At 66.5% G+C, this 21618-nt stretch carries 25 protein-coding genes; 12 read left to right on the plus strand and 13 right to left on the minus strand.

Features of this window, described 5'->3' with window-relative positions:
* Positions 1–95: 95 nt before the first annotated feature.
* The 3 genes from OXK16_14270 to OXK16_14280 are packed head-to-tail and all read left to right on the plus strand — an operon-like array spanning position 96 to position 2145.
* Entirely contained in the window at positions 96–845 is a 750-nt protein-coding gene (locus OXK16_14270; GenBank protein ID MDE0377109.1) for a glucose 1-dehydrogenase, read from the plus strand.
* The gene (locus OXK16_14275) at positions 842–1705 is read left to right on the plus strand and encodes a TIGR03619 family F420-dependent LLM class oxidoreductase (GenBank protein ID MDE0377110.1); all 864 of its coding nucleotides are present in this window, start codon (positions 842–844) and stop codon (positions 1703–1705) included. Before OXK16_14270 ends, OXK16_14275 begins: the two co-directional genes overlap by 4 nt.
* A gap of 53 nt (positions 1706–1758) precedes the next feature.
* Positions 1759–2145 carry a Rid family hydrolase gene (locus OXK16_14280; GenBank protein ID MDE0377111.1) on the plus strand — a complete coding sequence of 129 codons (387 nt, stop codon included), beginning with the start codon at positions 1759–1761 and terminating at the stop codon, positions 2143–2145.
* Positions 2146–2296: 151 nt separating this feature from the next.
* Here OXK16_14280 and OXK16_14285 read toward each other — a convergent pair whose 3' ends face one another.
* From OXK16_14285 to OXK16_14305, 5 genes are all read right to left on the minus strand, one after another.
* Positions 2297–2545, minus strand: coding sequence for a NifU family protein (locus OXK16_14285; protein ID MDE0377112.1), 249 nt, complete (start codon positions 2543–2545; stop codon positions 2297–2299).
* A 60-nt stretch (positions 2546–2605) separates the two neighbouring features.
* Positions 2606–3646 (minus strand): ornithine cyclodeaminase family protein, encoded by a 1041-nt coding sequence (locus OXK16_14290; protein MDE0377113.1) that lies wholly within the window; start codon positions 3644–3646, stop codon positions 2606–2608.
* On the minus strand, positions 3643–4587 hold the full coding sequence (locus tag OXK16_14295; protein ID MDE0377114.1) for a dihydrodipicolinate synthase family protein: 945 nt from the start codon (positions 4585–4587) through the stop codon (positions 3643–3645). Before OXK16_14295 ends, OXK16_14290 begins: the two co-directional genes overlap by 4 nt.
* 103 nt (positions 4588–4690) lie before the next feature.
* Positions 4691–5800, minus strand: a complete 1110-nt coding sequence (locus tag OXK16_14300) for a hypothetical protein (protein ID MDE0377115.1) — start codon at positions 5798–5800, stop codon at positions 4691–4693.
* 2 nt (positions 5801–5802) lie between these two features.
* Entirely contained in the window at positions 5803–6261 is a 459-nt protein-coding gene (locus OXK16_14305) for a nuclear transport factor 2 family protein (GenBank protein MDE0377116.1), read from the minus strand.
* Positions 6262–6344: 83 nt separating this feature from the next.
* Here OXK16_14305 and OXK16_14310 point away from each other — a divergent pair, with 83 nt between their 5' ends.
* From OXK16_14310 to OXK16_14320, 3 genes are all read left to right on the plus strand, one after another.
* A complete protein-coding gene (locus tag OXK16_14310; GenBank protein MDE0377117.1) occupies positions 6345–6818 on the plus strand; it encodes a VOC family protein in 474 nt (157 codons plus the stop codon).
* A gap of 103 nt (positions 6819–6921) precedes the next feature.
* Complete coding sequence (locus OXK16_14315) at positions 6922–7593, plus strand: L-2-amino-thiazoline-4-carboxylic acid hydrolase (GenBank protein ID MDE0377118.1); 672 nt, start codon at positions 6922–6924, stop codon at positions 7591–7593.
* 32 nt (positions 7594–7625) lie between these two features.
* A complete protein-coding gene (locus OXK16_14320) occupies positions 7626–8675 on the plus strand; it encodes an alcohol dehydrogenase catalytic domain-containing protein (protein ID MDE0377119.1) in 1050 nt (349 codons plus the stop codon).
* A gap of 55 nt (positions 8676–8730) precedes the next feature.
* On the opposite strand, the gene OXK16_14325 is transcribed toward OXK16_14320, so the two are convergent.
* Positions 8731–9459: a glucose 1-dehydrogenase gene (locus OXK16_14325; protein MDE0377120.1), complete on the minus strand. Its 729-nt coding sequence runs from the start codon at positions 9457–9459 to the stop codon at positions 8731–8733.
* A gap of 201 nt (positions 9460–9660) precedes the next feature.
* Here OXK16_14325 and OXK16_14330 point away from each other — a divergent pair, with 201 nt between their 5' ends.
* From OXK16_14330 to OXK16_14350, 5 genes are all read left to right on the plus strand, one after another.
* The gene (locus tag OXK16_14330; protein MDE0377121.1) at positions 9661–9870 is read left to right on the plus strand and encodes a glutaredoxin family protein; all 210 of its coding nucleotides are present in this window, start codon (positions 9661–9663) and stop codon (positions 9868–9870) included.
* Between the two features lie 16 nt (positions 9871–9886).
* Positions 9887–10144, plus strand: a complete 258-nt coding sequence (locus OXK16_14335) for a hypothetical protein (GenBank protein ID MDE0377122.1) — start codon at positions 9887–9889, stop codon at positions 10142–10144.
* Positions 10145–10151: 7 nt separating this feature from the next.
* A complete protein-coding gene (locus OXK16_14340; protein ID MDE0377123.1) occupies positions 10152–10919 on the plus strand; it encodes an amino acid ABC transporter ATP-binding protein in 768 nt (255 codons plus the stop codon).
* Complete coding sequence (locus OXK16_14345; GenBank protein MDE0377124.1) at positions 10919–11731, plus strand: amino acid ABC transporter permease; 813 nt, start codon at positions 10919–10921, stop codon at positions 11729–11731. Before OXK16_14340 ends, OXK16_14345 begins: the two co-directional genes overlap by 1 nt.
* Positions 11732–11852: 121 nt before the next feature.
* Entirely contained in the window at positions 11853–12770 is a 918-nt protein-coding gene (locus tag OXK16_14350; protein ID MDE0377125.1) for a transporter substrate-binding domain-containing protein, read from the plus strand.
* A gap of 617 nt (positions 12771–13387) precedes the next feature.
* On the opposite strand, the gene OXK16_14355 is transcribed toward OXK16_14350, so the two are convergent.
* Positions 13388–13981: a nucleotidyltransferase domain-containing protein gene (locus OXK16_14355; protein MDE0377126.1), complete on the minus strand. Its 594-nt coding sequence runs from the start codon at positions 13979–13981 to the stop codon at positions 13388–13390.
* Positions 13982–14037: 56 nt separating this feature from the next.
* Between OXK16_14355 and OXK16_14360 the strand changes: the two genes are divergently transcribed.
* On the plus strand, positions 14038–14535 hold the full coding sequence (locus OXK16_14360) for a VOC family protein (GenBank protein ID MDE0377127.1): 498 nt from the start codon (positions 14038–14040) through the stop codon (positions 14533–14535).
* A gap of 24 nt (positions 14536–14559) precedes the next feature.
* On the opposite strand, the gene OXK16_14365 is transcribed toward OXK16_14360, so the two are convergent.
* The 6 genes from OXK16_14365 to OXK16_14390 all read right to left on the minus strand — a co-directional run bounded on the left by OXK16_14365 (position 14560) and on the right by OXK16_14390 (position 21526).
* On the minus strand, positions 14560–15096 hold the full coding sequence (locus OXK16_14365; GenBank protein MDE0377128.1) for a superoxide dismutase family protein: 537 nt from the start codon (positions 15094–15096) through the stop codon (positions 14560–14562).
* Positions 15097–15176: 80 nt separating this feature from the next.
* Positions 15177–16070, minus strand: coding sequence for an XdhC family protein (locus OXK16_14370; protein MDE0377129.1), 894 nt, complete (start codon positions 16068–16070; stop codon positions 15177–15179).
* Positions 16071–16083: 13 nt separating this feature from the next.
* Positions 16084–18456, minus strand: coding sequence for an aerobic carbon-monoxide dehydrogenase large subunit (locus OXK16_14375; protein ID MDE0377130.1), 2373 nt, complete (start codon positions 18454–18456; stop codon positions 16084–16086).
* 1 nt (position 18457) lies between these two features.
* A complete protein-coding gene (locus OXK16_14380; GenBank protein ID MDE0377131.1) occupies positions 18458–18919 on the minus strand; it encodes a (2Fe-2S)-binding protein in 462 nt (153 codons plus the stop codon).
* Positions 18919–19794, minus strand: coding sequence for a xanthine dehydrogenase family protein subunit M (locus OXK16_14385; protein ID MDE0377132.1), 876 nt, complete (start codon positions 19792–19794; stop codon positions 18919–18921). Before OXK16_14385 ends, OXK16_14380 begins: the two co-directional genes overlap by 1 nt.
* Before the next feature lie 103 nt (positions 19795–19897).
* Positions 19898–21526 carry a glycerol-3-phosphate dehydrogenase/oxidase gene (locus OXK16_14390; GenBank protein ID MDE0377133.1) on the minus strand — a complete coding sequence of 543 codons (1629 nt, stop codon included), beginning with the start codon at positions 21524–21526 and terminating at the stop codon, positions 19898–19900.
* Positions 21527–21618 lie beyond the last annotated feature (92 nt).

The raw sequence follows: 21618 nt of genomic DNA on the forward strand, positions 1-21618 counted from the left end.
ACGGGACGCCGATGGCCGCCAGAGCACCCGGTTGTTTCGCAGACAGACCACTAGGATGACCGCGCCCCTGCCGTCCATCACCGGGAGTCGTCCTATTGCCCCATGACAACGGCGCTCCCCGCGCATCGCTGGTAACCGGTGGATCCCGAGGCATCGGAAGGGGCATCTCCGAGCGCCTGGCGCGGCGGGGCGACACGGTGTTCATCGCCGACATCGCCCGAGCGGAACAGACAGCCTCCGAACTCAGGGACGACGGTCTCGACGTCCGCCCCCTGCCGTTGGATGTGTGTGATGTCGCCGCCATCGGGGAAGCGGTCGCCCGTGTCGATGAGCAGGCGCCTCTGGAGACGATGGTCAACAACGCCGGTACCGGATGGATCAAGCCGCTGGTGGAGGTCACCCCCGAGGACTTCGACGGCCTGATGGCCCTCAACCTCCGAGCCGTCTTCTTCGGTATCCAGGCAGCGGCCCGGGTCATGATCCCCCGCCGCACCGGATCGATAGTCAACCTGGCCTCGACCTCGGCATTCTCGGCCTCCACCATGCCGATGGTCCCGTACGACACCTCGAAGGGGGCGGTGCGTACCCTCACCATCGCCGCCGCCCGGGAACTCGCCAAGCACAACGTCCGGGTCAACGCGGTCGCGCCGGGCACGGTTGACACCGACCTGGTCCGCGCGGTGCTGGGCGAGGAGGCGTCCCAAGCCCAGACCTCCACCCACATCCCGCTGGGCCGTCTCGGCCAGCCCGCAGACGTGGCGGCGGCGGTGGACTACCTGACCTCCCCCGACGCCTCCTACGTGACCGGCCACGTCCTGGTGGTCGACGGAGGTTGGCTGACATGAGGATCGGGGTCACCCTGCCCGGTTACGGCGCCGACCAGCCGGTATCGATCACGGACGCAGCCCGGATGGCCGAGCGCATGGGCTTCGACTCGATCTGGAACACCGACCATGTAGTCATGGTCGCCGGCGCTGCCTCGCCATACCCGTTCGACGCTGACGGGGTGATGCGTTGGGATCTCGACCACCCGATGTTCGACGCGCTGATCGCGCTGGCCTCCGCGGTCGCGGTCACCACCCACGTGGAGGTGGGCACCTGCGTGCTGATCGCACCGATGCGAAACCCCATCGTCCTGGCCAAGCAGGTTTCCACTCTTGACGTGATATCCGGAGGTCGGTTCGTGCTGGGGGTCGGCGTTGGATGGTTGGCAGAGGAATTCGCCGCCCTGGACGCGCCGTTCAAAGACCGGGGAACCCGCATGGACGACTGGATCGACATCCTGAGGGACTGCTGGACCGGCACCCCCGCCGCCCGCAGCTACGCCCACTACGAGGTCCCCGAGGGGATCCGCTGCTACCCCACCCCGCTCCGGGAACCGCCCATCCTGGTGGGTGGGGACTCGCCGCCGGTGCTACGCCGTACCGCTCGCCGAGGCGACGGCTGGCTGGGCTTCTCCTACACGGACGAACTCGACCCGGCCCGGATCGGTAACAGCATCGAATCCATCCGGATCGAAGCCGCTGCGGCGGGACGGAAAGCCCCCACCCGGCTGGCCGTCCAGACACCCGGGCCGGTGGCGCCCCTGGCCGAGCAACTCGCCGATCTGGCGAGGCAAGGGGTCACCGAAGTCGTGACCTCGGCGGACTGGACCGCGCCCGACCGGGTGCGGGACGGTCTGAACCTGCTCCGGCGATCCGCCTAGACATTGGCCCGCCGGCCTGCCACCAGATTCGCAACCCCCGAGGAGGAATGCCCGTGTCCGAACAAGCCGTGACCAGCCAAGACGCTCCCGAGCCGCGCGGTCCCTACCCGCACATCCGTGTCCATGGCGACTCCGCGTGGATAACCGGCCAGATCGGGCGGGATCCCGTCACCGGAGATTTCGTGGAGGGCGGCTTCGAGGCCGAGTTCCACCAGGCGATCACCAATCTTGAGAACATCCTGGCCGAGGTGGGAGCGACGCTGGCCGACGTGGTCCACACCAACGTTCAGTTCGTCAACGAGGATGACCTCGACGCCATGAACCGCATCTACGGGGAGCGCTTCCCGGTCCCCTACCCGGCGCGCATCAGCTACGGCGTGGCCTTCCTCTGGAAGGGCGCCCGGGTCCAGATCGACGCCGAGGTCCGGCTGGCGCGCTGAAGCCTGCCGAAGAACGAGATAATCACCAACAAGGTTCAGGACTCGCCGACAAGGCCCAGGAACTCTCCGAGCGGGTGGCTCGCATCGAGGGGAACCTGGTCAACCAGGACAGCCAGCCCGACGGCGCTCTCGCTGTAGTCACAGGTTGGACTCAGTCGTAGCCGGGTAGCTGGACGGTCGGGGTTCGGGCTACCACTCCGGTCACCCCCGGGACCCTCTGCTTGAACAGGGCTTCGATCCCGGCGGTCATCGTGACCACCGAGAGCGGGCATGTACCGCAGGCGCCTACGAGCTCGACCGCCACCACTCCCTCGCTGTCCACGTCCATCAGGATGAGGTCGCCACCGTCGGCGTGCAAGGCGGGGCGCAGGAAGTCGACCGCCTCTCGTAGGGCATCCATGTTGACCCGAGATTCCCGCTCGGGAATCGCAGGCTCGGCGATCACCGACTCTGTGCCCACCTAGAAGACCTCGATCCAGGTGCCGGCGCCGGCCGCCAATGCCAGGTCGTAGACCAGCGAGGCCACCGCCGCGTCGAGGGCGGGCATCCCCATGTGGGTCATGATGGTGCGTTCCCGGTCATCCTCCCGGCCCGGCTTGTGGCCCGGCATGATCTCGGTGGCGATGTCTCCGAAGATGTCGGCTCTGGAGAGAGCACCGGGCCGGAGACCCCCGATCCGGCCCACCTCCTCACCCTCCACCCAGGCCAGGTCGCGCCCGTACCAGCCGACCGCCCACTTGTCGAAGGAGGTGGCACAGCCCGGATCGACATCACGGAACCCGGTAGCCGCGCAGACATGCGCCCCGGCCGGAACCCACTCCTCCATGAGTACCGGACGAGGAGCGGTGGTCACAACACAGATGATGTCCGCGTCGGCCACAGCCGTCTCGACATCGGGCGCCACCACGACGGGTACCCCGATCCTGGCTGCGATCTCGTCAGCGAAACGGTTGGCCTGCTCCTCGTAGATGTCGAAGGCGACCACCTGCTCCAGCGGGAACTGCTCGTTGAGCGTGAGAGCATGCGTGCGGCCCTCGTGCCCGCAGCCGATGATCGCCAACCGGCTCGAGTCCGGCCTGGCCAGGTACATGGCCCCCACCGTGGAGTGGCCACCGGTACGGGCGTTGGTCACCGAGGTTCCGTCCACCAGGGCTAGCGGCATGCCCGTGTCGGTGTCGGTCACCAGGTCCAGCGCCGAGATGGCCGGCAGGCCGCGCTTCGGGTTCATCCGGAAGCTCGACAGCCACTTCACCGCCGCCCGGTCCAGCGGCCGGATCATCGCCGGGAAGGCCTGGACGACGCCGTGGCCGAAGGGGGGCTCGGGCCCGAGCCGGTCGTGGATGTAGAGGTTGACCGGGTTGGTCTGCTCGATCTGGCCCTCTCCCACCCACCGGAAGGTCTCCAGGCATCGCTCGAGGCATCGGGCCGGGGACAGCAGGCTGTCTACCTCGCTCCTCGACACCACCAGGATCTCTCCCGGACCGCGCCGGTCGGAGGTCATAGGTCAGCGTCCAGATCCTGCAGCGCCGCGGCGGCAACCTTGAGTTCGACCATGGCTGCCTCGGGAAGCGGTCCGTAGGGCTTCCGGGGGACACCGGTTCGGGCGCCGCCCAGGCCGGCGATGGCATTCAGGTAGCCGTGCTCGTAGCTGAGCATGGAGGGCATGTCGGGCCGGCGGATGGCCGCCGAGAAGTGCTGGAGGGCGGCGAAAACGCTCCTCACCCACGGATCGTCATGGTTGCCGCGGCGGCACTCGTCCACGAAGCGGGTGCCGGCCCGCAGTCCCGCCCAACTGAAGATGCCGGTGGCTCCGGCGGCGCCGAGGGTCGAGGCATGGAAGAAGGCCGGGTCGTTGCCGGCGAACACGTTGATGCGGTCGCCGATGGTGATCAGGATCTCGTCAAAGTGCGGCAGGAAGGTGTTGGACTCCTTGATGGCTTTGATGTTCGGGATGTCGAGGAGCGTCTCCCACATCTGCGCGGTCAGGTTCATGCCGGTGAGGGGCGAGTAGTTGTACAGCATGAGTGCCATCTCGCCGTCCAGCGATCCGGCCACCTCTATGAAGAAGCGGAGCGCCCAGTCGGAGGTAACCGGGAGGGCGTAGGGCGCAGCCAGCATGGAACCGTCCGCGCCGGCCCGCTCGGCGACCCGCGCCCGGCGGATCGCCTCCCGCTGGTAGGAGGCGGTGCTGCCCACAACCACCGCGATACCGGCGCTGTGACCCGTGGCCACGGCCATCTCGCAGACGGCGTCGAACTCCTTCTCCGTTACGCTGGTCATCTGCCCCATGGAGCCGAAGACGATGCACCCCGGCGCGCCGGAGGCGGCCACCAACTCGATGCTCCTGCGAACCCCCTCGAAGTCGATCTCCTGATCCTCGTGGAGGCTCAGAGGTATCAGCGGGAACAGGCCCTCCAGGGGCTTGCGGATGAACTCAGGCACGGCCTTCGCTCCCAGGACGGCGCTGGAAGAGACGGGGATGGGTTAGCCCCCGATGCTGTGAACTGGGGTTTTGTCGCTGACCATGGGCCCATCTGGACATTCTTCAGTCCCTCCTTGTGACCAGGCGCCGGTACAGGTCCTGGAGTATCCGGCACCGGTCGGCCAAGTCATCGAACTCCACGGCCTCGTATCGGTAGCCCAGATCCTCCATGGCTCCAAGTGCCTCGTGAGTGTAAACCACAGTCCCGTCACCCTCGACGCGCTCGATGGCATCGAACCGGGCCGCCTCGTTGTTGATCGCCACCGCCTCATCGCTGGTGAGCGGAGCCGGCAGGTCGAGATCCACCCTGCCGGCGGAGACAACGGCGGGGTAACCACCGGGCAGGCCCATCGGACCGGAGACGTGGGTCCGGACCGGTTCTGGCCCGACCAGTGCCAGGGCGTTCTTCACCGCCGAGGCGCCGAAGAGCGAGAACCAGCCGGTCCGCCCCCAGTCAATCCGCGACGGCCAGGACGACAGGATGGAGGCCAGGTCGTATTCGGGGGTCACATCCCTCTCCTCGACCTCGATCCGGAGGTGATGGGGCACCCGCGCCGCGCCGTAGGCCATGAGTGCGTGCGACCCCACCAGCGACACCTGGATCGCGGCGGCCGGCAGGCCGGTGGCCTCCATGGCGTATCGGAGCACGGTGGCGGCGCTGACCTCCACGTTGCCGGCGCCGGCGATAGGGCCGTGCCCGAAGTGACTCCAGAGCGCCTGGTTGACCACATCGGGGAAGCAGGTGTTCACGATGGCGGTCTCGATCCCGGCCCGATCCACCGCCCGGACCAACCGGCTGGCGGGCAGCAGATGCCAGGGGAGCCACAGGCTGAAGGTAGCCGCCCGGATGGTCGCCCTGAGCCCTTCGTCGATGTCGGCGTTCATGAACACCCGGGGCGACTGGACCGTGGCCGAGTGGATGATGACGTCCGGCCTGACCTCCCCCAGGAGCCGCGCCATGTCCTCCTCGTCGGCCAGATCCGCCTGGTAGTGGTCGAAGCGCTTGTGGTGGCCCTGGAAGGCCGACCCCAGCATGGCCAGATCGACTCTCGAGGCGGCTCCCCACGGACTCCGCTTGGTGGTGACGATCCGGTCGACCCCCGGGCTGCGGGCCAGGAACTCGAGGGCCCAGCCGCCCAGGTCCCCGACCCCGACCAGCAGAACCGTGCTCATGGTCAGAGACGCCGCCCGATGGTATGCATCGTGTCACGGTGGAAGTTCTTCATGCCCATCACCTTGAGCGTGAACTCGGCGATCCTCCATCCCTCTCCGGTCCGCCTGAACCGGCAGTGGTATTGCCCCCACATCTCACCGTCGCCCGGCCTGTCGTGGTAGATATGCCAGGCGTAGATGTAAAAGGTGCCGGTCGCCTCGTCATCACCGTCGGCCCAGACCCGCGGGTTGGTGATGTGATGCGCCGAGGAGGAGAAGAGGTTGCTCAGTCCCGGCTGGATGGCGCCCACTATGGCATCGCACCCGACGATGTTCTCGAACTCCGGCCCGTAGTCGATCACCGAATCGGTGGTGAACAGATCGGCCAGCTTCTCCGGCTCGTTCTGGTCGAAATGGAACGCATAGGCATACACGAGATCGACTATGGCGGCCCGATCGGCCGGGTCGATGGGCTGGGTCATGCTGGTATCCTCTCGCTCGGTCCGGCTGGACTGCATCCCCGCACCCATGCGGGGTTGCTTCGCGACAAGGTTAGGAGAGATCGGTGGCCGACAAGCCAGCACTCCGGGACGACCTCTGGTCGAGGACGTATCAGGTAGGCGTAGTGGTGCGCGACATCGAGAAGGCCGCCGCCTTCTACGAGCGGATCGGTGTAGGGCCTTTCGTGGAAGGTCCGTCCGCCCACGCCCTGGAGCGCAAGATCTACGGGAAGGACTGTCCCGACGTGGAGGTCAAGGGCCTGATCACCCAGATGGGCAACGTGGAGTTCGAACTGCTGCAACCCGTGTCGGGCGATGGCATCCAGATGGAATTCCTGAAGACCCACGGCGAGGGAGTGGTCCACTTGTGTGCCCATACCGATGACCTGGACCGCGATGTGGAAGCCCTGACCGCCCTGGGCTTCGAGGTGATCTCCTCGGCCATCCTGGAGGACGGCGGCAAGTTCGCCTACTTCGACACCCGTGAGGTGGGGGGCCTGATCCTTGAGCTGTTCCAGACCGGAGCCGACTGGCAGTAGACCATCCACCGGGGCAGCCCTCGGCCGGGCGGTCCGGTCCCGGCGGTAGGCTGTGGTCAACGGAACCCCGGAATAACCGTCTGAAATGGAGGTAAACGCGGATATGAGCGAGTACGCACGGGTCGACATCGCCCAGCCCGAACTGAAGGAACTGGCCGACGCCATCGATGACGCACCGGGCGACCGGCTCGCCAAGACCAAGCGCAAGTCCGACCTCGAAGGCGAGTTGCGCTACATGGAGCACTATCGCGAGGTCTCCGCCGACGACCCCATCCAGAAGGGCTGGGACGCCAACGAGGCCGAGTTCCACGCCAAGACCAAGATCTTCTCGGTACTCGCCGACGCCATGGAGCTCGAGCTGGGCCATGAGGCGGGCCGGGCGGCCGTAGCCAGGGCCCGCAAGCGGCAGGGTGACCAGATGGGCGCCGACATGGCCGCCAAGACCCGCGAAAAGGGCGAGCGGCTCAACCTCAACAACTTCTTCAAAGAGTTCTGGGGCTACTTCCAGTGGTCGCCGAAGCTGGACACCGAGCGCTACTACGACGATGAGGGCAACATGGTCAAGTACGTGTTGCGGCTCAACTGCCCCATCGGCGACTACCTGCGTGACAACGCCCCCGACGTGGAGTTCTCCTCCAACTTCTGCGACCTCGACGAGCACATAGCGCTCGCCTACAACCCCAACATCCAGTACTCAAGGAAGCGCTGGGTGCCGGGCGGTTATCAGTTCAGCGAGCTGATCTGGGAGCTCGACACGGCCGGCGTCATCGACTGAACGTCTCGACTACCTCGTTGAGGGATCGACAGATGCGAGCTCTCGGGATGTACGAGGGGGGTAGGTTCGAGCTCGAGGACATCCCGGTGCCGGAGACGCCTCCCGGTTGGGGATTGATCCGCACTATCGCCTCCGCTGCCGGTTTGTTCCAGGCTCAGATGGCAGCCGGCATGCTCGACACTCTCGGATTCCCCCGCATACTCGGCCACGAAATAGTGGGAGAGGTGGTGGAGGTCTCGTCGGACGCCGCTCCACAGCCGGGATCGGTCGTGATAGTCGACGCAGTGGTCGGCTGCGGGGTGTGCGAGTGGTGCATCCGCGGCGACGACATGATCTGCCCGTGGATGCGGCACCTGGGGATCAACATCGACGGTGGCTTCGCGGACTACGTAGCGGTTCCGGAATCCCACATGTTCCCCATCAAGCCGGGGACTCCCGTAGAGGAGGCCGTGATGCTGGGATCGGCCGTACCGGCTGCGGTCCATGCCTCCCGGCGGGCCGGCGTCCGGGGAGGCCACCGGGTGGTGGTGACCGGAGTGGGCAGCATCGGCCTCACCATCTGCCAGGTAGCCCGGGCGATGGGTGCTACCTCGGTGGTGGCGGTCGACATTGCCGACGATCGCCTGGAGGCGGCAGCCCCGTGGACCGACGGGGCGGTGAACGTGTCCGGCGTCGAGCCCAGGGAGGCGGCGCGAATGGTCAGGGACACCCTCGGCCCCCCGGCCGGAGCCGACATCGTGTTCGAGGCGGCCGGCCACATCAACAGCGTGGCCCTCGGGGTGCATGCAGTTCGCCGGGGCGGGATCGTCCTGCTGATGGGCATCTGCGAGGGCAGGACATCGATCACGTTCGACAGCTTCCTCCGTGACTTCCTGTCGAGGGAGGTGTCGCTGATCACCACCTTCGGCTTCACCCGCCAGGACTTCGTGACCGGCAACCGCCTGCACGCCGCCGGCAGCCTCGACCTCACCGCGCTGACGGGAGAGACCATCACCCTGGAGCAGGTACCGGCAGCTCTGGCGGAGATCGCCGCCTCAGGGACCCTGGGCAAACGCCTGGTAGTGGACGTGGCGATCAGCTAGTCTCTAGTCCTTAGTTGCTAATCAGCACTAGTCGCTATTACTTATTAGCTATTACCTACGAGGCCAGCCATCCCCCGTCAACCGGCACGAACGCGCCGGTCATGAAGCTGGCACCGTCCGAGGTCAGGAAGGCCACCACCTCGGCGATCTCGCGGGGATGGGCGGGCCGCCCCAGCGGGGTGCGTCCCATCAGCTTGGCCCGCCTCCCGGGATCGGCCAGGCTCACCGCACTCATGGGCGTGTCGGTTACACCCGGGCCGACAGTGTTGACACGGATGCCGTGCCGGGCGAAGTCCACCGCCAACGCCTGGCCGAGCAACAACACCCCGCCCTTGGATGATGCATAGGCAGCAGTCCCGGGGAGCACCACCTTGGAGTTGATGGAGCCGATCAGGACGATGGCGCCTCCGTTCCCCTGGTCGACCATGGCCCGCGCGGCCCGCTGGGCGGTCAGGAAGCTGCCGGTGAGGTTGACATCGACGATGCGGCGGAAGGCTGCGAGATCGAAATCGATGGAATCCCCGCCCATCTCGATGCCTGCGCACGTGACCGCGGTGTCGAGACCTCCGAACCGGTTGACGGCTGCCTCCACCATGGAGTCGCATGCGGCCGGGTCGGTCACGTCGGCAGCGACCGCCATCGCGTTCCCGATCCGGTCAGCCACCTCGGCGGCGCGAGCGCCGTCAAGGTCTGCGCAGACCACCTGATCTCCACGACTCGCCAGCACTTCCGCCACGCACGTCCCGATACCCGAGCCGGCGCCTGTCACCAGAGCTACCGCCATAGCCGATTCCTCCCTCCGATACCTGGCGCCGCATCCTACAAACGGCGCCGATCCGTGGCCGGGCAAGCGCGGTCCGGACGGGCCGATGTTCTATAGTGGCGAGATCGGAGTAGCCGACCGAGGGAGATACCGGTGGAGCACCCCATCCTCTACAGCCTCAACACCGACGCACGAACCCCGACCTGACAGGAGTGCTGCCGGGTGCGCGACTACCTGGAGGCCAACTCCGTCGAGTTCGACGACCGCAACATCCGCCAGAGCGAGCAAGCGCGCAGCGAGTTGCTCGCCCTGACCGGTGACCTGATCGTGCCCTACCTGGTCTACGGGGACCGGACGGTCACCGGCTTCGACCCCGAGGGGATCGACGCCGTCGCCGATGCGTATCGCTCCGCCACCGCCGGCGTGTCCTGAGCAGATCCGAGATCACGTGTCACATCCTCCCGGGAACTCACTGCAAGCCGACCAGAGGGCCCGTGTCTCCGAACCCGGCGAGAGTCCGGAACGGGGGATCCTCCATCTCATCGAGCGGGTCCGGCAGGAACTGGACTACAACGACGCCAAGGGCCAGAGCGCCTACCGGCTCGGCATGCACGACGGGCTCAGGTTCGCCGAGGACGCTCTCGTGAACCTGCTGAACCGCCACGGATACCAGGCCCAGGTTCGCGAGACCCCGATGGACATGTAGCGGAAGGATGAGCCAGACCGAGGACGCCCGGCCCGTCGTCCGGCTACGCAACATCCACAAGTCGTTCGATACCAACCATGTCCTGAGAGGCATCGACCTGACGGTGGGACAGGGCCAGCACGTGGTCATCTTCGGGCCATCCGGATCCGGCAAGTCAACGCTGCTCAGAACCACCAACCTCCTGGAGACCCCCGATTCCGGTTCGGTCTGGTTCGACGGCAAGGAATACGGCCCCGGCATCGAAGGCGAGGACCTGCCCCGTGGCAAGGCGCGGCTCCTCCGCCAGCAGATCGGCATGGTGTTCCAGCAGTTCAACCTGTTCCCCCACGTCACCGCGCTCGACAACGTGGCTCTGGCCCTCCGGCGGGTGCGGGGGATGAAGCGCGACAAGGCCGAGCACAAGGCCGCCACCTACCTCGACCGGGTGGGCCTGCTCGACAAGCTGGGCGCCTTCCCGTCACAGCTGTCGGGCGGCCAGCAGCAGCGGGTGGCGATCGCCCGCTCCCTGGTCATGGAACCCAAGGTGATGCTGTTCGACGAACCCACCTCGGCTCTCGACCCCGAGTTGGTAGGCGAGGTGCTGGCCGTCATGCGTGACTTGGCGGAGTCGGGCATGACGATGGTGGTGGTAACCCATGAGATGGGATTCGCCCGGGAAGCCGGGGATCTCAACATATTCATGGATGATGGCCTGGTGGTGGAGTCGGGGGGCAAGGAGCTCTACAGCGACGCCAGGGAGCCGCGCACCAGAGCCTTCTTCGAGGCAATCCTCTGATGTTCGACTTTGGTGTGTGGATACTCGCGCAGGCGCGTTTCAGGCCCGAGTTCATCTGGGATAACCGGGACGCCTTCCTCGGCGGAGTGAGGCTCACCGTATTCATCGCCATCGTCGCTTTCGCGCTGGCGACCGTACTCGGCCTGGGGGTTGCTCTCCTGCGCATGTCGAAGAATCGGCTTCTCGCCCCGATCGTGGCCGCCTACATCAACATCTTCCGGGCTATCCCCCTGCTGGTGTTCGTAGTCTTCGTGTACTACGGGATAGCGATCCAGTTTGACGTCAAGATCTCAGCCATCCAGGCCGGGATCCTGGTTCTCACCCTTCAATACTCCGCCTGGCTGGGCGAGATCTTCCGCGGCGGCATCCAGGCGGTCTCCGACGGGCAGACCCAAGCGGCCCTGTCGGTGGGTATGAGCCGTCCCCAGACCTTCTTCCGGGTGGTGCTGCCGCAGGCCATCCGCATCGTCATCCCGCCCACGGGCAACATGTTCATCGGCATGATCAAGGACTCGTCTCTGGTCTTCATAATCGGTGTACCCGAGCTCTTCCGCGTGAGCAGCGTGATGGCCAACAGGACATTCCGCTACTTCGAGGTGTATCTCGGCGCGGTTATCTTCTACCTCATACTCACCACCGCGGCGTATTTCGGAGTCAAGTACCTCGAGAAGCGGTTTGCCCTGGTGGACGTCCTCACCGCCAGAGTGAGGTCACCCCTCGCCCGGCGCAGGGGGGTACGTCTGAGGACGATCCAGGAGGCTGTCGCATCTGAACGTGAATCCAAATCGTCCGGGACGGCTACGGCAATGTAGGATGACTTGGTCGACGTCACAACTCGGACGTCACAACTCGCAGATGGATGGATGATCGTGGCTTGTCTCACGGTCAGCCGGTCACTCGCAAACACATCGAATCCTAGGGAGGAGACAGAGTATGAAGAGCCGCATGAAGTGGCTGGTCCCGGTACTTGCACTAGCAATGCTCGCGGGCGCCTGCGCCGACAATGGTGGCGGCAGCGACGCAGCGGCCGGCGATGGTCAGATGGCCGCAGACATGGCCGCCATGGAGGCCAGGATCGTGGAACTCGAGTCATCCATGGACGCATCCGGCGGGGGCGTCGTCGACGGCAACCTGCTGGACGAGATCAAGGATCGCGGAACCCTCCACGTCGGTATGGTCCTCCAGTTCCCGCCGCAGATGTACATCGATGACGCAGGGAACCCCGCCGGGTACGACGTGGACCTGATGAACATGCTCGCCGAGGATCTCGGAGTGACGCTCGAGATTTCCAACCTCGAGTTCGACGCGATGATCCCGGGCCTGATCGCCAACCAGTTCGACATGGTGTCGGTAGGTCTCGTCGGTCGTCCGGCTCGTCTCGAGCAGCTCTGGTTCACATGCCCGTACGTTCCTTACCGCCAGGTCGTCGTGGTGAACAACGACTCGGGGATCAACGACATCAGCGAGTTGAACAGCAGTGGCGTGACCATGACCGCCCTGATCGGTTCGACCGCGGCCAGCCTCACCGAGACCCGGTTCCCGAACGCGGAACTCGTGGAGCTCGATCAGGCGCCTGCGTTGCTCGAAGTCGCCTCGGGTAGGGCCGACGCCATCGTCATCGAGGAGTACCTCGCCCTTCCGTTCGTAGCGGAGAACCCGAGCACCAGCGTGCTGAACCCCAACGCGCCGTTCGTCGCAGAGGAGTACGGGGCATGGGCCCTCCCCCGCGGTGAGGTCGTGTGGCTGAACTACCTGAACGGCTGGCTGGCCTACTACATCTCGAGGGGCACGCTCGACGAGGTCTACGAGCGGCACATCGGTCCGACCGAGGGTCTCCCCGCCTGTAACTAGACAGACAAATGGTCCGGTCGGCGATTCTTCGCGCCGGACCCACCGACTACGGATGCCGACGTCTCCAGGTGGAGGCGTCGGCATCTCTTTGCGCTCACCCAACGCCGTGGGATGACCATGGGACGGGGAAACTTGCGCGGCTACAGCCGGACCTATCCGGCCACACCGTGCTCGGCCGGCTATGCGAGCACGGGCGCTCGCGACAGGGAGCTCAGGTCAAGGCAGGCGCGCGATTCGTATCAGTGCTCTCATCGCCCGTATGGCACGTTTCGTTTCGGGCACCGAAGGATGCCTGTCCTCGTACTGGGCCATGTTCTTCATGGCCAGTAGAGCAATCAAGTGAGCTCCGGCGTCCTGGCCTCCACCAGGAGCATCCGTCAACAGCACCAGAGCACCTGAGTGGTGACCGGCAGCCGAGCGCTGTCCGAGGTACCTGCAACAGATCGAGTCGACCGCAGCGATCCCGGCTAGCACGGCATTGCTCACCGCCACCGAACGGAGCGGCCCATCCGCCGACAGAGGGTCGAGATCGGCAACCAGCGCAAAGGCTTCGGCCTGCTTCAGGCGAGTGTCCGCGAATGCCCGGCCACATGGCACACGCCTGGTGCCGCGGCGCCTCACGCGGCGGGTATGAGAGTGACGGCCTCACGGGCAAGCGACTCGGCAAACCCGGGGGCTCGTTCGGGCAGAGCCGCGTAATCCTCGTCGGTGTATACCAACGGGGTGCAAGGGTTGCCGGTGAGTCGTGTCACGCCTACGGCGACTTCGGCCGCCGCGGACCATAACACCGGCTCTTCGGTACCGGCAGGCCAGATGAGCAACAGATCGATGTCGCTCCCCGGGCCGGCCTCGCCGCGGGCAACCGATCCGAACAGCAGGGCCATCGACACACCCTTCGCGTGGGTCTCTACAATCTCGGCGATCCGAGCCGGTATGTCGTCACCAACGGCAACCACCTCGTGGACAGCCGATGCCAGGGCATGATCGCGGTTCAGCAGGTTGAGAATCGATCGACCCGCTGCCGTCTGGGTGACCAACCCCTCGGCGGCCAGCCGATCCAACGTCTTCTGGACCCCGGCCTGGCTGGCGGACCTCGGAAGTTGTCGTTGTACCGCTCGTCCGGAAAGTGGACGGGTCGTCCGGCAAAGCACCTCGAGCACAGCCCCTGTGAGACCCGGCGACAGAGCATTGATAGGATGTGACAAGTCCATGATAGCTCACTATATCATGCATATGAACAGAATTGTAGGCATCCTGGAGGCACCCTATGCCTGATCTTCCCGAACACCTCGAGCCCCTCAGCGATCTGATCGAGTACTTCGACCATGTGGCCATCGGGGTCCGTGACGCGGCCGCGGCGGCCGAGTCGCTGGAGTTGCTCGGCGGCGCCTTCCTCACGGGGGCAGACAACCAGCGGCGGGGATTCCGGTGGATCCAGTACCGGCTGCCGGGCGGCACGAAGATCGAGGTATTGGCGCCCGTGACCGATGACTGCTTCCTATGGCGCTTCCTGCGATCGCGAGGGGAGGGGATGCACCATCTCACCTTCAAGGTGTCTTCGGTGGCCGAGGCAGCCAGGAGAGCGGAGGAAGCCGGGATGGACGTGGTCGGCTTGCATACCAATCCGGGCGGCTGGAGCGAGTGCTTCATCCATCCATCGAGCGCCCACGGCACCCTCATCCAACTGGCCGACTGGCCCGACGGCCATTACCCCCAGGCTTCCCTGGAGCAAGTGCTGGCCGGAGAGGTCTTCGATTACGACTGACCGCCCGGCGTCGGGGCCGGCGGACTATGCGCGCCGGATGACGCCGCAGGCGACGCGGTCGCCCGCGCCAGGGTCGGGGCCGTAGCTGTCGGGTTTGGCGTGGATGATGATGGCGGAACCGTCCGCATCGAAGATCGACGTGTCGGCATCGGCCGCAAGTGTGATCTTGTTCGTGAAGACGTCGGCCCGGGCAACTCCATCCGCACCCGCGTAGAGGTTCGGCAGGTCTCCGGCGTGGGACCCGTCCTCGTGCTGGAAGCCATGACCTTCCCCGCCAGGGGCAAAGTGCCCGCCCGCCGCGGAAAAATCGGGCGTGCAAGCGCCCACATCATGGATGTGGAATCCGTGCGCTCCGGGGGAAAGCCCCGTCACGTCAGCCGAGATCAGGACACCGTTGGGTCCTTCCGCGAGGACGACAGTGCCTAGTGCGGCTCCGTCGGTACCCGACATCGAAGCAGCTGCCTGCTGTCCCACCGCGGAGGGCGTCTCTCCCTGGCATGCCGCCATCCCCACGAGAGCGAGCAGTCCCAGAACGGCAACGATGAGCCGGCGCATCTTCATCGAGTTCCCCTTTCCCGATTCCTACCGGTTTGTTGTAGCCCGGCCTTGGGCTACCCCCTCCGAAGGAGGATATATCGGGGCTAACGCTTACCGGGATAGGCGGAGGGATCCGACTCGAAGGCGCGGCGGCAGCCGGCGGCGCAGAAGTAGACGTCTTCTCCGGCATGGTGGCTGACGAATCCGGCCCTCGCCACGTCCACCAGCATCCCGCACACCGGATCGACCGCCTGAGGCGGTATCACCACCTCCACCACCTGGGCGCCGGCCCCTGCCGCCTTGAAGGCGACCAGCTCGGCCATGATCGACACAGCCATCTCCTCGTGGGTGGTCGACCCCAGGTCGACACCGGCCGGAGCGTGCACTCTTGCTAAGGCATCCGCTCCCACTCCCCGCTCCCGGAGCCAGGCGAGCACCGACGAGGCCCTCTTCTCGGAGGCCACCAGGCCCACGTAGGCGGCAGGCGTGGCGAGGGCGGCTTCCAGGGCCGGCTCGTCGAAGTGTCCCTGGGTGGCGACCACGACGTAGGATCGCTCGCCTGCCCGGCCGATGTCCCCGACGTCGGTGACGGCCTCGGCCCGCCACCCGACCACCTCGGCTATCCGCCGTAGGGTCCCCGTCATCGGGGAGGAGCCGACGACGACCAGGTGAGGAGAGGGGAGGACCGGTTCCACGAACACCTCCATCGCTCCTTCGCTGTCACAGGCCATAGCCACGTCCGTCACGCCGGGCCGCCGGTCGGCCTCCCCCAGCATCAGCACCCGCGCCTCGCCATCCCGAAGCGCCTCCAAGGCATGGCGAACCACGGTCGGGGCTGCGCAGGCGCCTCCCAGCCAGCCTTCCACCCGACCGTCCGGGTGGATTATCGCCTTGGAACCGCCCTTGCCGGACGACGGCCCGCGCGACCACGTGACGGTGGCCAGCGCGAACGCCCGACCCTCCTCGTAGAGCCGGGCCGCCTGCCGGAGGATGCTCATCGCATCCTGAGGTTCAGGGACTGGCCTCCACTCCGTTGAGGGCGCCCCACACCCGGTGCGGCAGCACCGGCATGTCGATGTTGGACACCCCCTTCGACCAGAGGGCGTCGATGACCGCGTTGGTGAAAGCGGCGGGAGATCCGACCGTGGCCGACTCGCCCACACCCTTCGCCCCGATCGGGTGGTGCGGGGAGGGAGTCACCGTCTCGCCCAGCTGGTAGCGGGGGGTCTCCCACGCGGTTGGCACGAGGTAGTCCATGAAGTTCGACCCGATGCAGTTGCCGTCATCGTCGAAGGTGATCCACTGCATGTTCGCCTTGGCGAAGCCCTCGGTGAGACCGCCCGCTATCTGCCCATCCACGATCATCGGGTTGATACGCACGCCGCAGTCGTCGACCGCCACCATCTCCAGCACCTTCCAGGTGCCGTCGCCGGTGTCGACCTCCACCACCACGATGTAGGTCCCGAACGGATAGGTCATGTTGGGCGGGTCGTAGTAGGTGACGCCCTCGAGGCCCGCCTCCATACCCACCGGATGGTTGGTGTAGGCGGCGAAGGCGACCTCCTGGATCGTGACGCTCTGGTCGGTTCCCTTGACAGTGAACTTACCGGGCTCCCAGTCCAGGTCCTCCTCGGCGGCCTCCAGAAGGTGGGCGGCCAGCTTCTGCGCCTTGGCCCGGATCTTCCTGGACACGACCGCCGTGGCCGCCCCACCCACCGGGGTGGAACGGGAGGCGTAGGTGCCGAGGCCGTAGGGAGTGTTGTCGGTGTCGCCGTACATCACCTTGATGTCCGAGTAGGGGATGCCGAGTTCCTCCGCCACGATCTGGGCGAAGGTGGTCTCGTGACCCTGCCCCTGCGTCTGGACGCCCAGCTTCAGGATGGCCTTGCCGGTGGGATGGATCCGCAACTCGGCGGAGTCGAACATCTTCAGACCGAGGATGTCGTACTGGCGCGACGGACCGGCCCCCACCACCTCGGTGAAGGAGGCCACACCGATGCCGATCAGCTTGGTGGCGTCCGGGTCGGCGTTCTGCTCGGCCTGGCGAGCCCGCCATCCGTCGTAGCCGATCATCTCCTTCGCCTTGTCCATCGCCCCGTGGTAGTTACCGGAGTCGTATACGAACCCGGTCGGGGACAGGTAGGGGAACTGGTCCTCCCTGATGAAGTTGAGCGCCCGGAAGTCGGTCGGATCCATCCCCACCTCGTGGGCGGCGTTCTCAACCAGCCGCTCGATCAGGTAGGAGGCCTCGGTTACCCGGAACGAGCACCGGTAGGCCACGCCACCGGGCGCCTTGTTGGTGTAGGCGCCCTTGGCGGTCACATGAGCGGACGGGAAGTCGTAGCTCCCGGTGCAGATGTGGAACAGACCGGCCCGGAATTGGGTGGGCTGCGCGTCCGAGAAGAAAGCGCCCTGGTCGGACAGGATGCCGGCCCGCATGGCCGTGATCCGGTTGTCCCCGTCCAGGGCCAGTTCGGCATGCATGTGGAAGTCGCGCGCGAACCCCGTCGAGATCAGGTTCTCGGTACGACTCTCGATCCACTTGACCGGCTTCCCGATCAAGAGGGATGCGGCCGTAGCCACCACGTAGCCCGGATACACCGGCACCTTGTTGCCGAAACCGCCCCCGATGTCCTGGGTGACGATCCGAATCTTCTCCTCCGGAAGCCCGGCCACCAGAGCGAAGACCGTCCTGATGGCATGGGGCGCCTGGCTGGTCATGTAGATGGTGGCCTGGCCCGTGATGGAGTTGACATCCGCCACCACCCCGCACGTCTCCAGCGGCGCCGGGTGGGATCGCGGGTAATGGGTGTCCAGGCTGACCACCCTGGCCGCCGCCGCGAAGGCGGCATCGGTCGAGTCCTGGTCGCCGGCCTCCCAGGTGTAGGCGACGTTGTCGGTCTGGCCCTCCTTCTCGTCCCGGATGAGGGTGCTGGTGGCAAGGGATTGCTGGGGGCTGGTGATGGCCTCCAACTCCTCGTAGTCCACATCGATGTGCGACAGGGCGTCATGGGCGATGTAGGGATGGGTGGCGATCACCACCGCCACCTCCTGTCCCTGGAACCGGACCTTGTCGGTGGCCAGCACCGCCTGGGTGTCGCCCGAGAGGGTCGGCATCCAGGCCAGGCCGTGTGCTGCCAGGGCCTCGCCGGTGATCACGGCCAGCACCCCTTCGATCTCCATCGCCGCAGACGAGTCGATCGAGTTGATCCTGGCGTGGGCCACCGGGGAACGGAGGATGGCCATGTGAAGCATCCCCGGAAGGTTCAGGTCGTCCAGATAGTTGCCGGCGCCCCGGATGAACCGGTCGTCCTCCTTGCGGCGGACGGAGTGCCCGATACCGCCGACCTCGGGGCTGGTGCGTGGTTCGTGAACCGTGGTCATTTCAGCTCCCCTCTCCGCCCGCGGCCTGGATGGCAGTCACGATGTTCATGTAGCCGGTACAGCGGCAGATGTTGCCCGATATGGCCCAGCGGACCTCCTCGTCGGTCGGATCCGGATTCCCTTCGAGCAGGGCACTGCCCACCAGCATCATCCCCGGTGTGCAGAAGCCGCACTGCAGGCCGTGGTGCTCCTTGAAGGCCGCCTGGACCGGATGGAGTTCGCCACCCTCGGCCAGACCCTCCACTGTCTTCACCTCGCTGCCGTCAGCCTGGACCGCCAGCACCGTGCAGGACTTGACCGGCCGGCCGTCCAGGAGGACGGTGCAAGCACCGCAGGAGGAGGTGTCGCAGCCGATGTGGGTCCCGGTGAGGCCCGCATCCGAGCGGATGAAGTCGACCAGCAGGCGTCTGGGCTCTACGTCCCGGGTCTCGCTGGCACCGTTTATGTTGACGGTGATCTGCATCAGCCCTCCCCTCTCGCCAGGGCCAGCGCTTGGGCGAACCCGCGCCTGGTGTACTCCGCTACCACGGCCCTCTTGTACTCGGCCGGACCCCGAACGTTGTCATCGGGATCGCAGGCGCGGGCCGCGATGGCCGCCGCCTCGGCGAACAGTTCCGGTCCGGGGGCCTGCCCGGCCATCATCTCCTCCGCCTCCGTGACCTTCAGATTGTGGCCGTAAACGGCGGTCAGGCCGAGGCCCGCCTGCGCAACGTTCCCCGAACCGTCGAGCACGAGATGGGTGGCCACTCCGACGGTGGCGTAGTCGCCGACCTTGCGCTCCAACTTGAGGTACGCGCCCCCGGCCGGCCCCTGGTACGCCGGGATCCGCACTTCCGTGACCATCTCTCCGGGATCGAGCGAGTTGGTGAAGAAGTCGACCACGAAGTCCGTGATTGGAATCACCCGCTCGCCCGACGATGAGCGGGCCACCACCGAGGCGCCTACCGCCAGCATCACCGAGTTCCAGTCGCCCTCGGGGTCGCAGTGGGCCACCGAGCCGCACAGGGTTCCCCGGTTCCGCACCAGCGGATCGGACACCCAAGGCGCCGCGGAGGCCACGGTGTGGTTGTGACGGCTCACCGTCTCCGAAGAGGCCACGTCGGCGTGACGGGCCAGAGCCCCCACCGCCAGATGGCCGTTTGACTCGCTTATGTGTGCCAGCTCGTCGACGCGGTTGATGTCCACGAGGTGGCCCGGCGCCGCCAACCGGAGCTTCATCATGGGGATGAGGCTCTGACCTCCGGCGAGAACCCGGCCCTCGTCACCCAACTCAGCCAGGGTGGCCAGGGCCTCCTCGAGACTGCCGGGCGCCGAGTAGTCGAACGCGGATGGATACACCGAACCTCACCTCCTGCGGTCGTTGGCCCCACACTATCGGGCCGAGCGCTCATCCCGCCGGTAATCGCCGGTTTCTTTCCGCGAAGCGAACCCGCGGGCACGGCTAACGGTCCCCCCGAAGATGGACTCGGAGGCCGAGGGCGGACAGCTCGTCCGCGTAGCCGGCCATCTCATTCGTTGCTCGGTGGGAGGGCCAGTCCAGCACCGACGACAGCGTCGAGGCCATCCGCTCCGCATGCGACCGGCCATGATCGGGGCTGCCCCAGGCGAGCCGGGTCCGGCGCAACGCGAAGTCACCGATCGACGCCACCGATTCATGGAGAGCGGTGTAGGCGACCTCTGCCAACGAGACCCGAGCCGAGGTCATCAGGCTTCGCCAAGCCGGGCGCTGTTCCAGGATGCGAAGCACCACGCCGGCCTCGGTGCCGTAGCGCCCGATCAGATCGTCGGCGTAGTCCTCCGGTACCTGGATGCGTGCCAGGCCGGTCCGGAGCCGCTCCCGGAGGCCGGCATCCACGCCCGCGCCGACGAGCGGCTCGCCGGCGGTCCGGGATCGCCGGTCGATGCGCAGACGGGCGCAGGCACGATCAACCGCCTCCGCTCCGATCACGCGGGCCGAGCTCAGCTTGCCCCCGACCACGGCGAATACACCGGGCGCCCGCTCGACGATCCGGTGCTCCCGGGAGGCGGCGGAGACGTGCCCGCGGTCCCCTGCCAGGGTGCGGAGGCCGGCGAAGGCCGCTAATGGAGAAGCGGAGTGGTCCAGGTAGCGGACCAAGTGCCGCTCCAGGTACTCGATATCGTCCTCGTCGGGGCGGACCCGGTCCGGATCGGCCTCGTACGGGGTGTCCGTGGTCCCGAGCAGTGCCAATCCTCGCCACGGAACCACGAACAGGAGGCGCCCGTCATCGGTCTCGGGGAGTACCAGGGCCTTCTTCTCGACGCCGAGGTCGCGAGCCCTGTAGACCAGGTGAACCCCCTTGGACAGGCGTCGGGACACGTCCGGAGATCGCCCGTCGAGCGGAGGAGGATCGAACGCCCACGTGGCCGAGATAACGGTCCTGGCCCGGATCAAAACCGGTCGGCCATCGCCGTCCGGGTCGTTGTCCGTCAACCCGACCCTGAGCTCGTCGCCGGCCAGGTCGATCGAGCGGGCAGCCATCCGGGAGATCGCCACGGCCCCGTGAAGCGCCACCGCCGTCTTGAGGAACGCAACGGTCAGCCGGGAGTCATCGGTCAGGGCATCCCGGTAGGAGAACCCTTCCATCAGTGACTCGGAGCGCAGCTTGGGGAAGGACCTCTCCAGGTCCGCCTTCCGCAGCCTTCGATGCCTGTCGGGTCCCCGCCTCCCGCCCAGACGGTCGTACAGCGACAGTCCCGCTCTGAGGCTGAGGGAAGCCAGAGGTCCCGCCGTCAGCCAGCGCGGGAGATCCAGGACCCCCCGGCCACTGAAGAGAGGTATGACGAAATCCAGGTCGGAGTAGAGGTAGTCGGCCGTCCGGCGCCATACGTCCTGTTCGCGCAGGCCCTGGCGGATAAGCCCCAACCGCATGTGGGGTAGGTACCGGATACCCCCGTGCAACAACTTGGTGGACCTGCTCGAGGTTGCGCCGGCGAAGTCGTCCTTCTCGACCAATGCCACCGACAGGCCCCGGCTCGCCGCATCCCTGGCCACCGCGGCACCGATCACTCCCCCGCCGATTACGACCATGTCGAACAGCCGGGCCTCCATCAAGGCTCGGAGAGAGTCGGCGCGCGTCCAGGTCCCGGGTAGGGCCTGGCCGGACCCGAGGGGGTTAGGGGACTGCGGGAAAGAAGGGTTCC

The organism is bacterium, assembly GCA_028821235.1.
GTDB lineage: Bacteria > Actinomycetota > Acidimicrobiia > Spongiisociales > Spongiisociaceae > Spongiisocius.

Bases quoted from the DNA above. Each gene is read 5' to 3' on its own strand.
- OXK16_14275 (MDE0377110.1), top strand. From the start codon at position 842: ATGAGGATCGGGGTCACCCTGCCCGGTTACGGCGCCGACCAGCCGGTA.
- OXK16_14285 (MDE0377112.1), bottom strand. From the start codon at position 2,545: ATGGATGCCCTACGAGAGGCGGTCGACTTCCTGCGCCCCGCCTTGCAC.
- OXK16_14290 (MDE0377113.1), bottom strand. From the start codon at position 3,646: ATGACCTCCGACCGGCGCGGTCCGGGAGAGATCCTGGTGGTGTCGAGG.
- OXK16_14300 (MDE0377115.1), bottom strand. From the start codon at position 5,800: ATGAGCACGGTTCTGCTGGTCGGGGTCGGGGACCTGGGCGGCTGGGCC.
- OXK16_14305 (MDE0377116.1), bottom strand. From the start codon at position 6,261: ATGACCCAGCCCATCGACCCGGCCGATCGGGCCGCCATAGTCGATCTC.
- OXK16_14315 (MDE0377118.1), top strand. From the start codon at position 6,922: ATGAGCGAGTACGCACGGGTCGACATCGCCCAGCCCGAACTGAAGGAA.
- OXK16_14320 (MDE0377119.1), top strand. From the start codon at position 7,626: ATGCGAGCTCTCGGGATGTACGAGGGGGGTAGGTTCGAGCTCGAGGAC.
- OXK16_14325 (MDE0377120.1), bottom strand. From the start codon at position 9,459: ATGGCGGTAGCTCTGGTGACAGGCGCCGGCTCGGGTATCGGGACGTGC.
- OXK16_14340 (MDE0377123.1), top strand. From the start codon at position 10,152: ATGAGCCAGACCGAGGACGCCCGGCCCGTCGTCCGGCTACGCAACATC.
- OXK16_14345 (MDE0377124.1), top strand. From the start codon at position 10,919: ATGTTCGACTTTGGTGTGTGGATACTCGCGCAGGCGCGTTTCAGGCCC.
- OXK16_14350 (MDE0377125.1), top strand. From the start codon at position 11,853: ATGAAGAGCCGCATGAAGTGGCTGGTCCCGGTACTTGCACTAGCAATG.
- OXK16_14355 (MDE0377126.1), bottom strand. From the start codon at position 13,981: ATGGACTTGTCACATCCTATCAATGCTCTGTCGCCGGGTCTCACAGGG.
- OXK16_14360 (MDE0377127.1), top strand. From the start codon at position 14,038: ATGCCTGATCTTCCCGAACACCTCGAGCCCCTCAGCGATCTGATCGAG.
- OXK16_14365 (MDE0377128.1), bottom strand. From the start codon at position 15,096: ATGAAGATGCGCCGGCTCATCGTTGCCGTTCTGGGACTGCTCGCTCTC.
- OXK16_14370 (MDE0377129.1), bottom strand. From the start codon at position 16,070: ATGAGCATCCTCCGGCAGGCGGCCCGGCTCTACGAGGAGGGTCGGGCG.
- OXK16_14375 (MDE0377130.1), bottom strand. From the start codon at position 18,456: ATGACCACGGTTCACGAACCACGCACCAGCCCCGAGGTCGGCGGTATC.
- OXK16_14380 (MDE0377131.1), bottom strand. From the start codon at position 18,919: ATGCAGATCACCGTCAACATAAACGGTGCCAGCGAGACCCGGGACGTA.
- OXK16_14390 (MDE0377133.1), bottom strand. From the start codon at position 21,526: ATGGAGGCCCGGCTGTTCGACATGGTCGTAATCGGCGGGGGAGTGATC.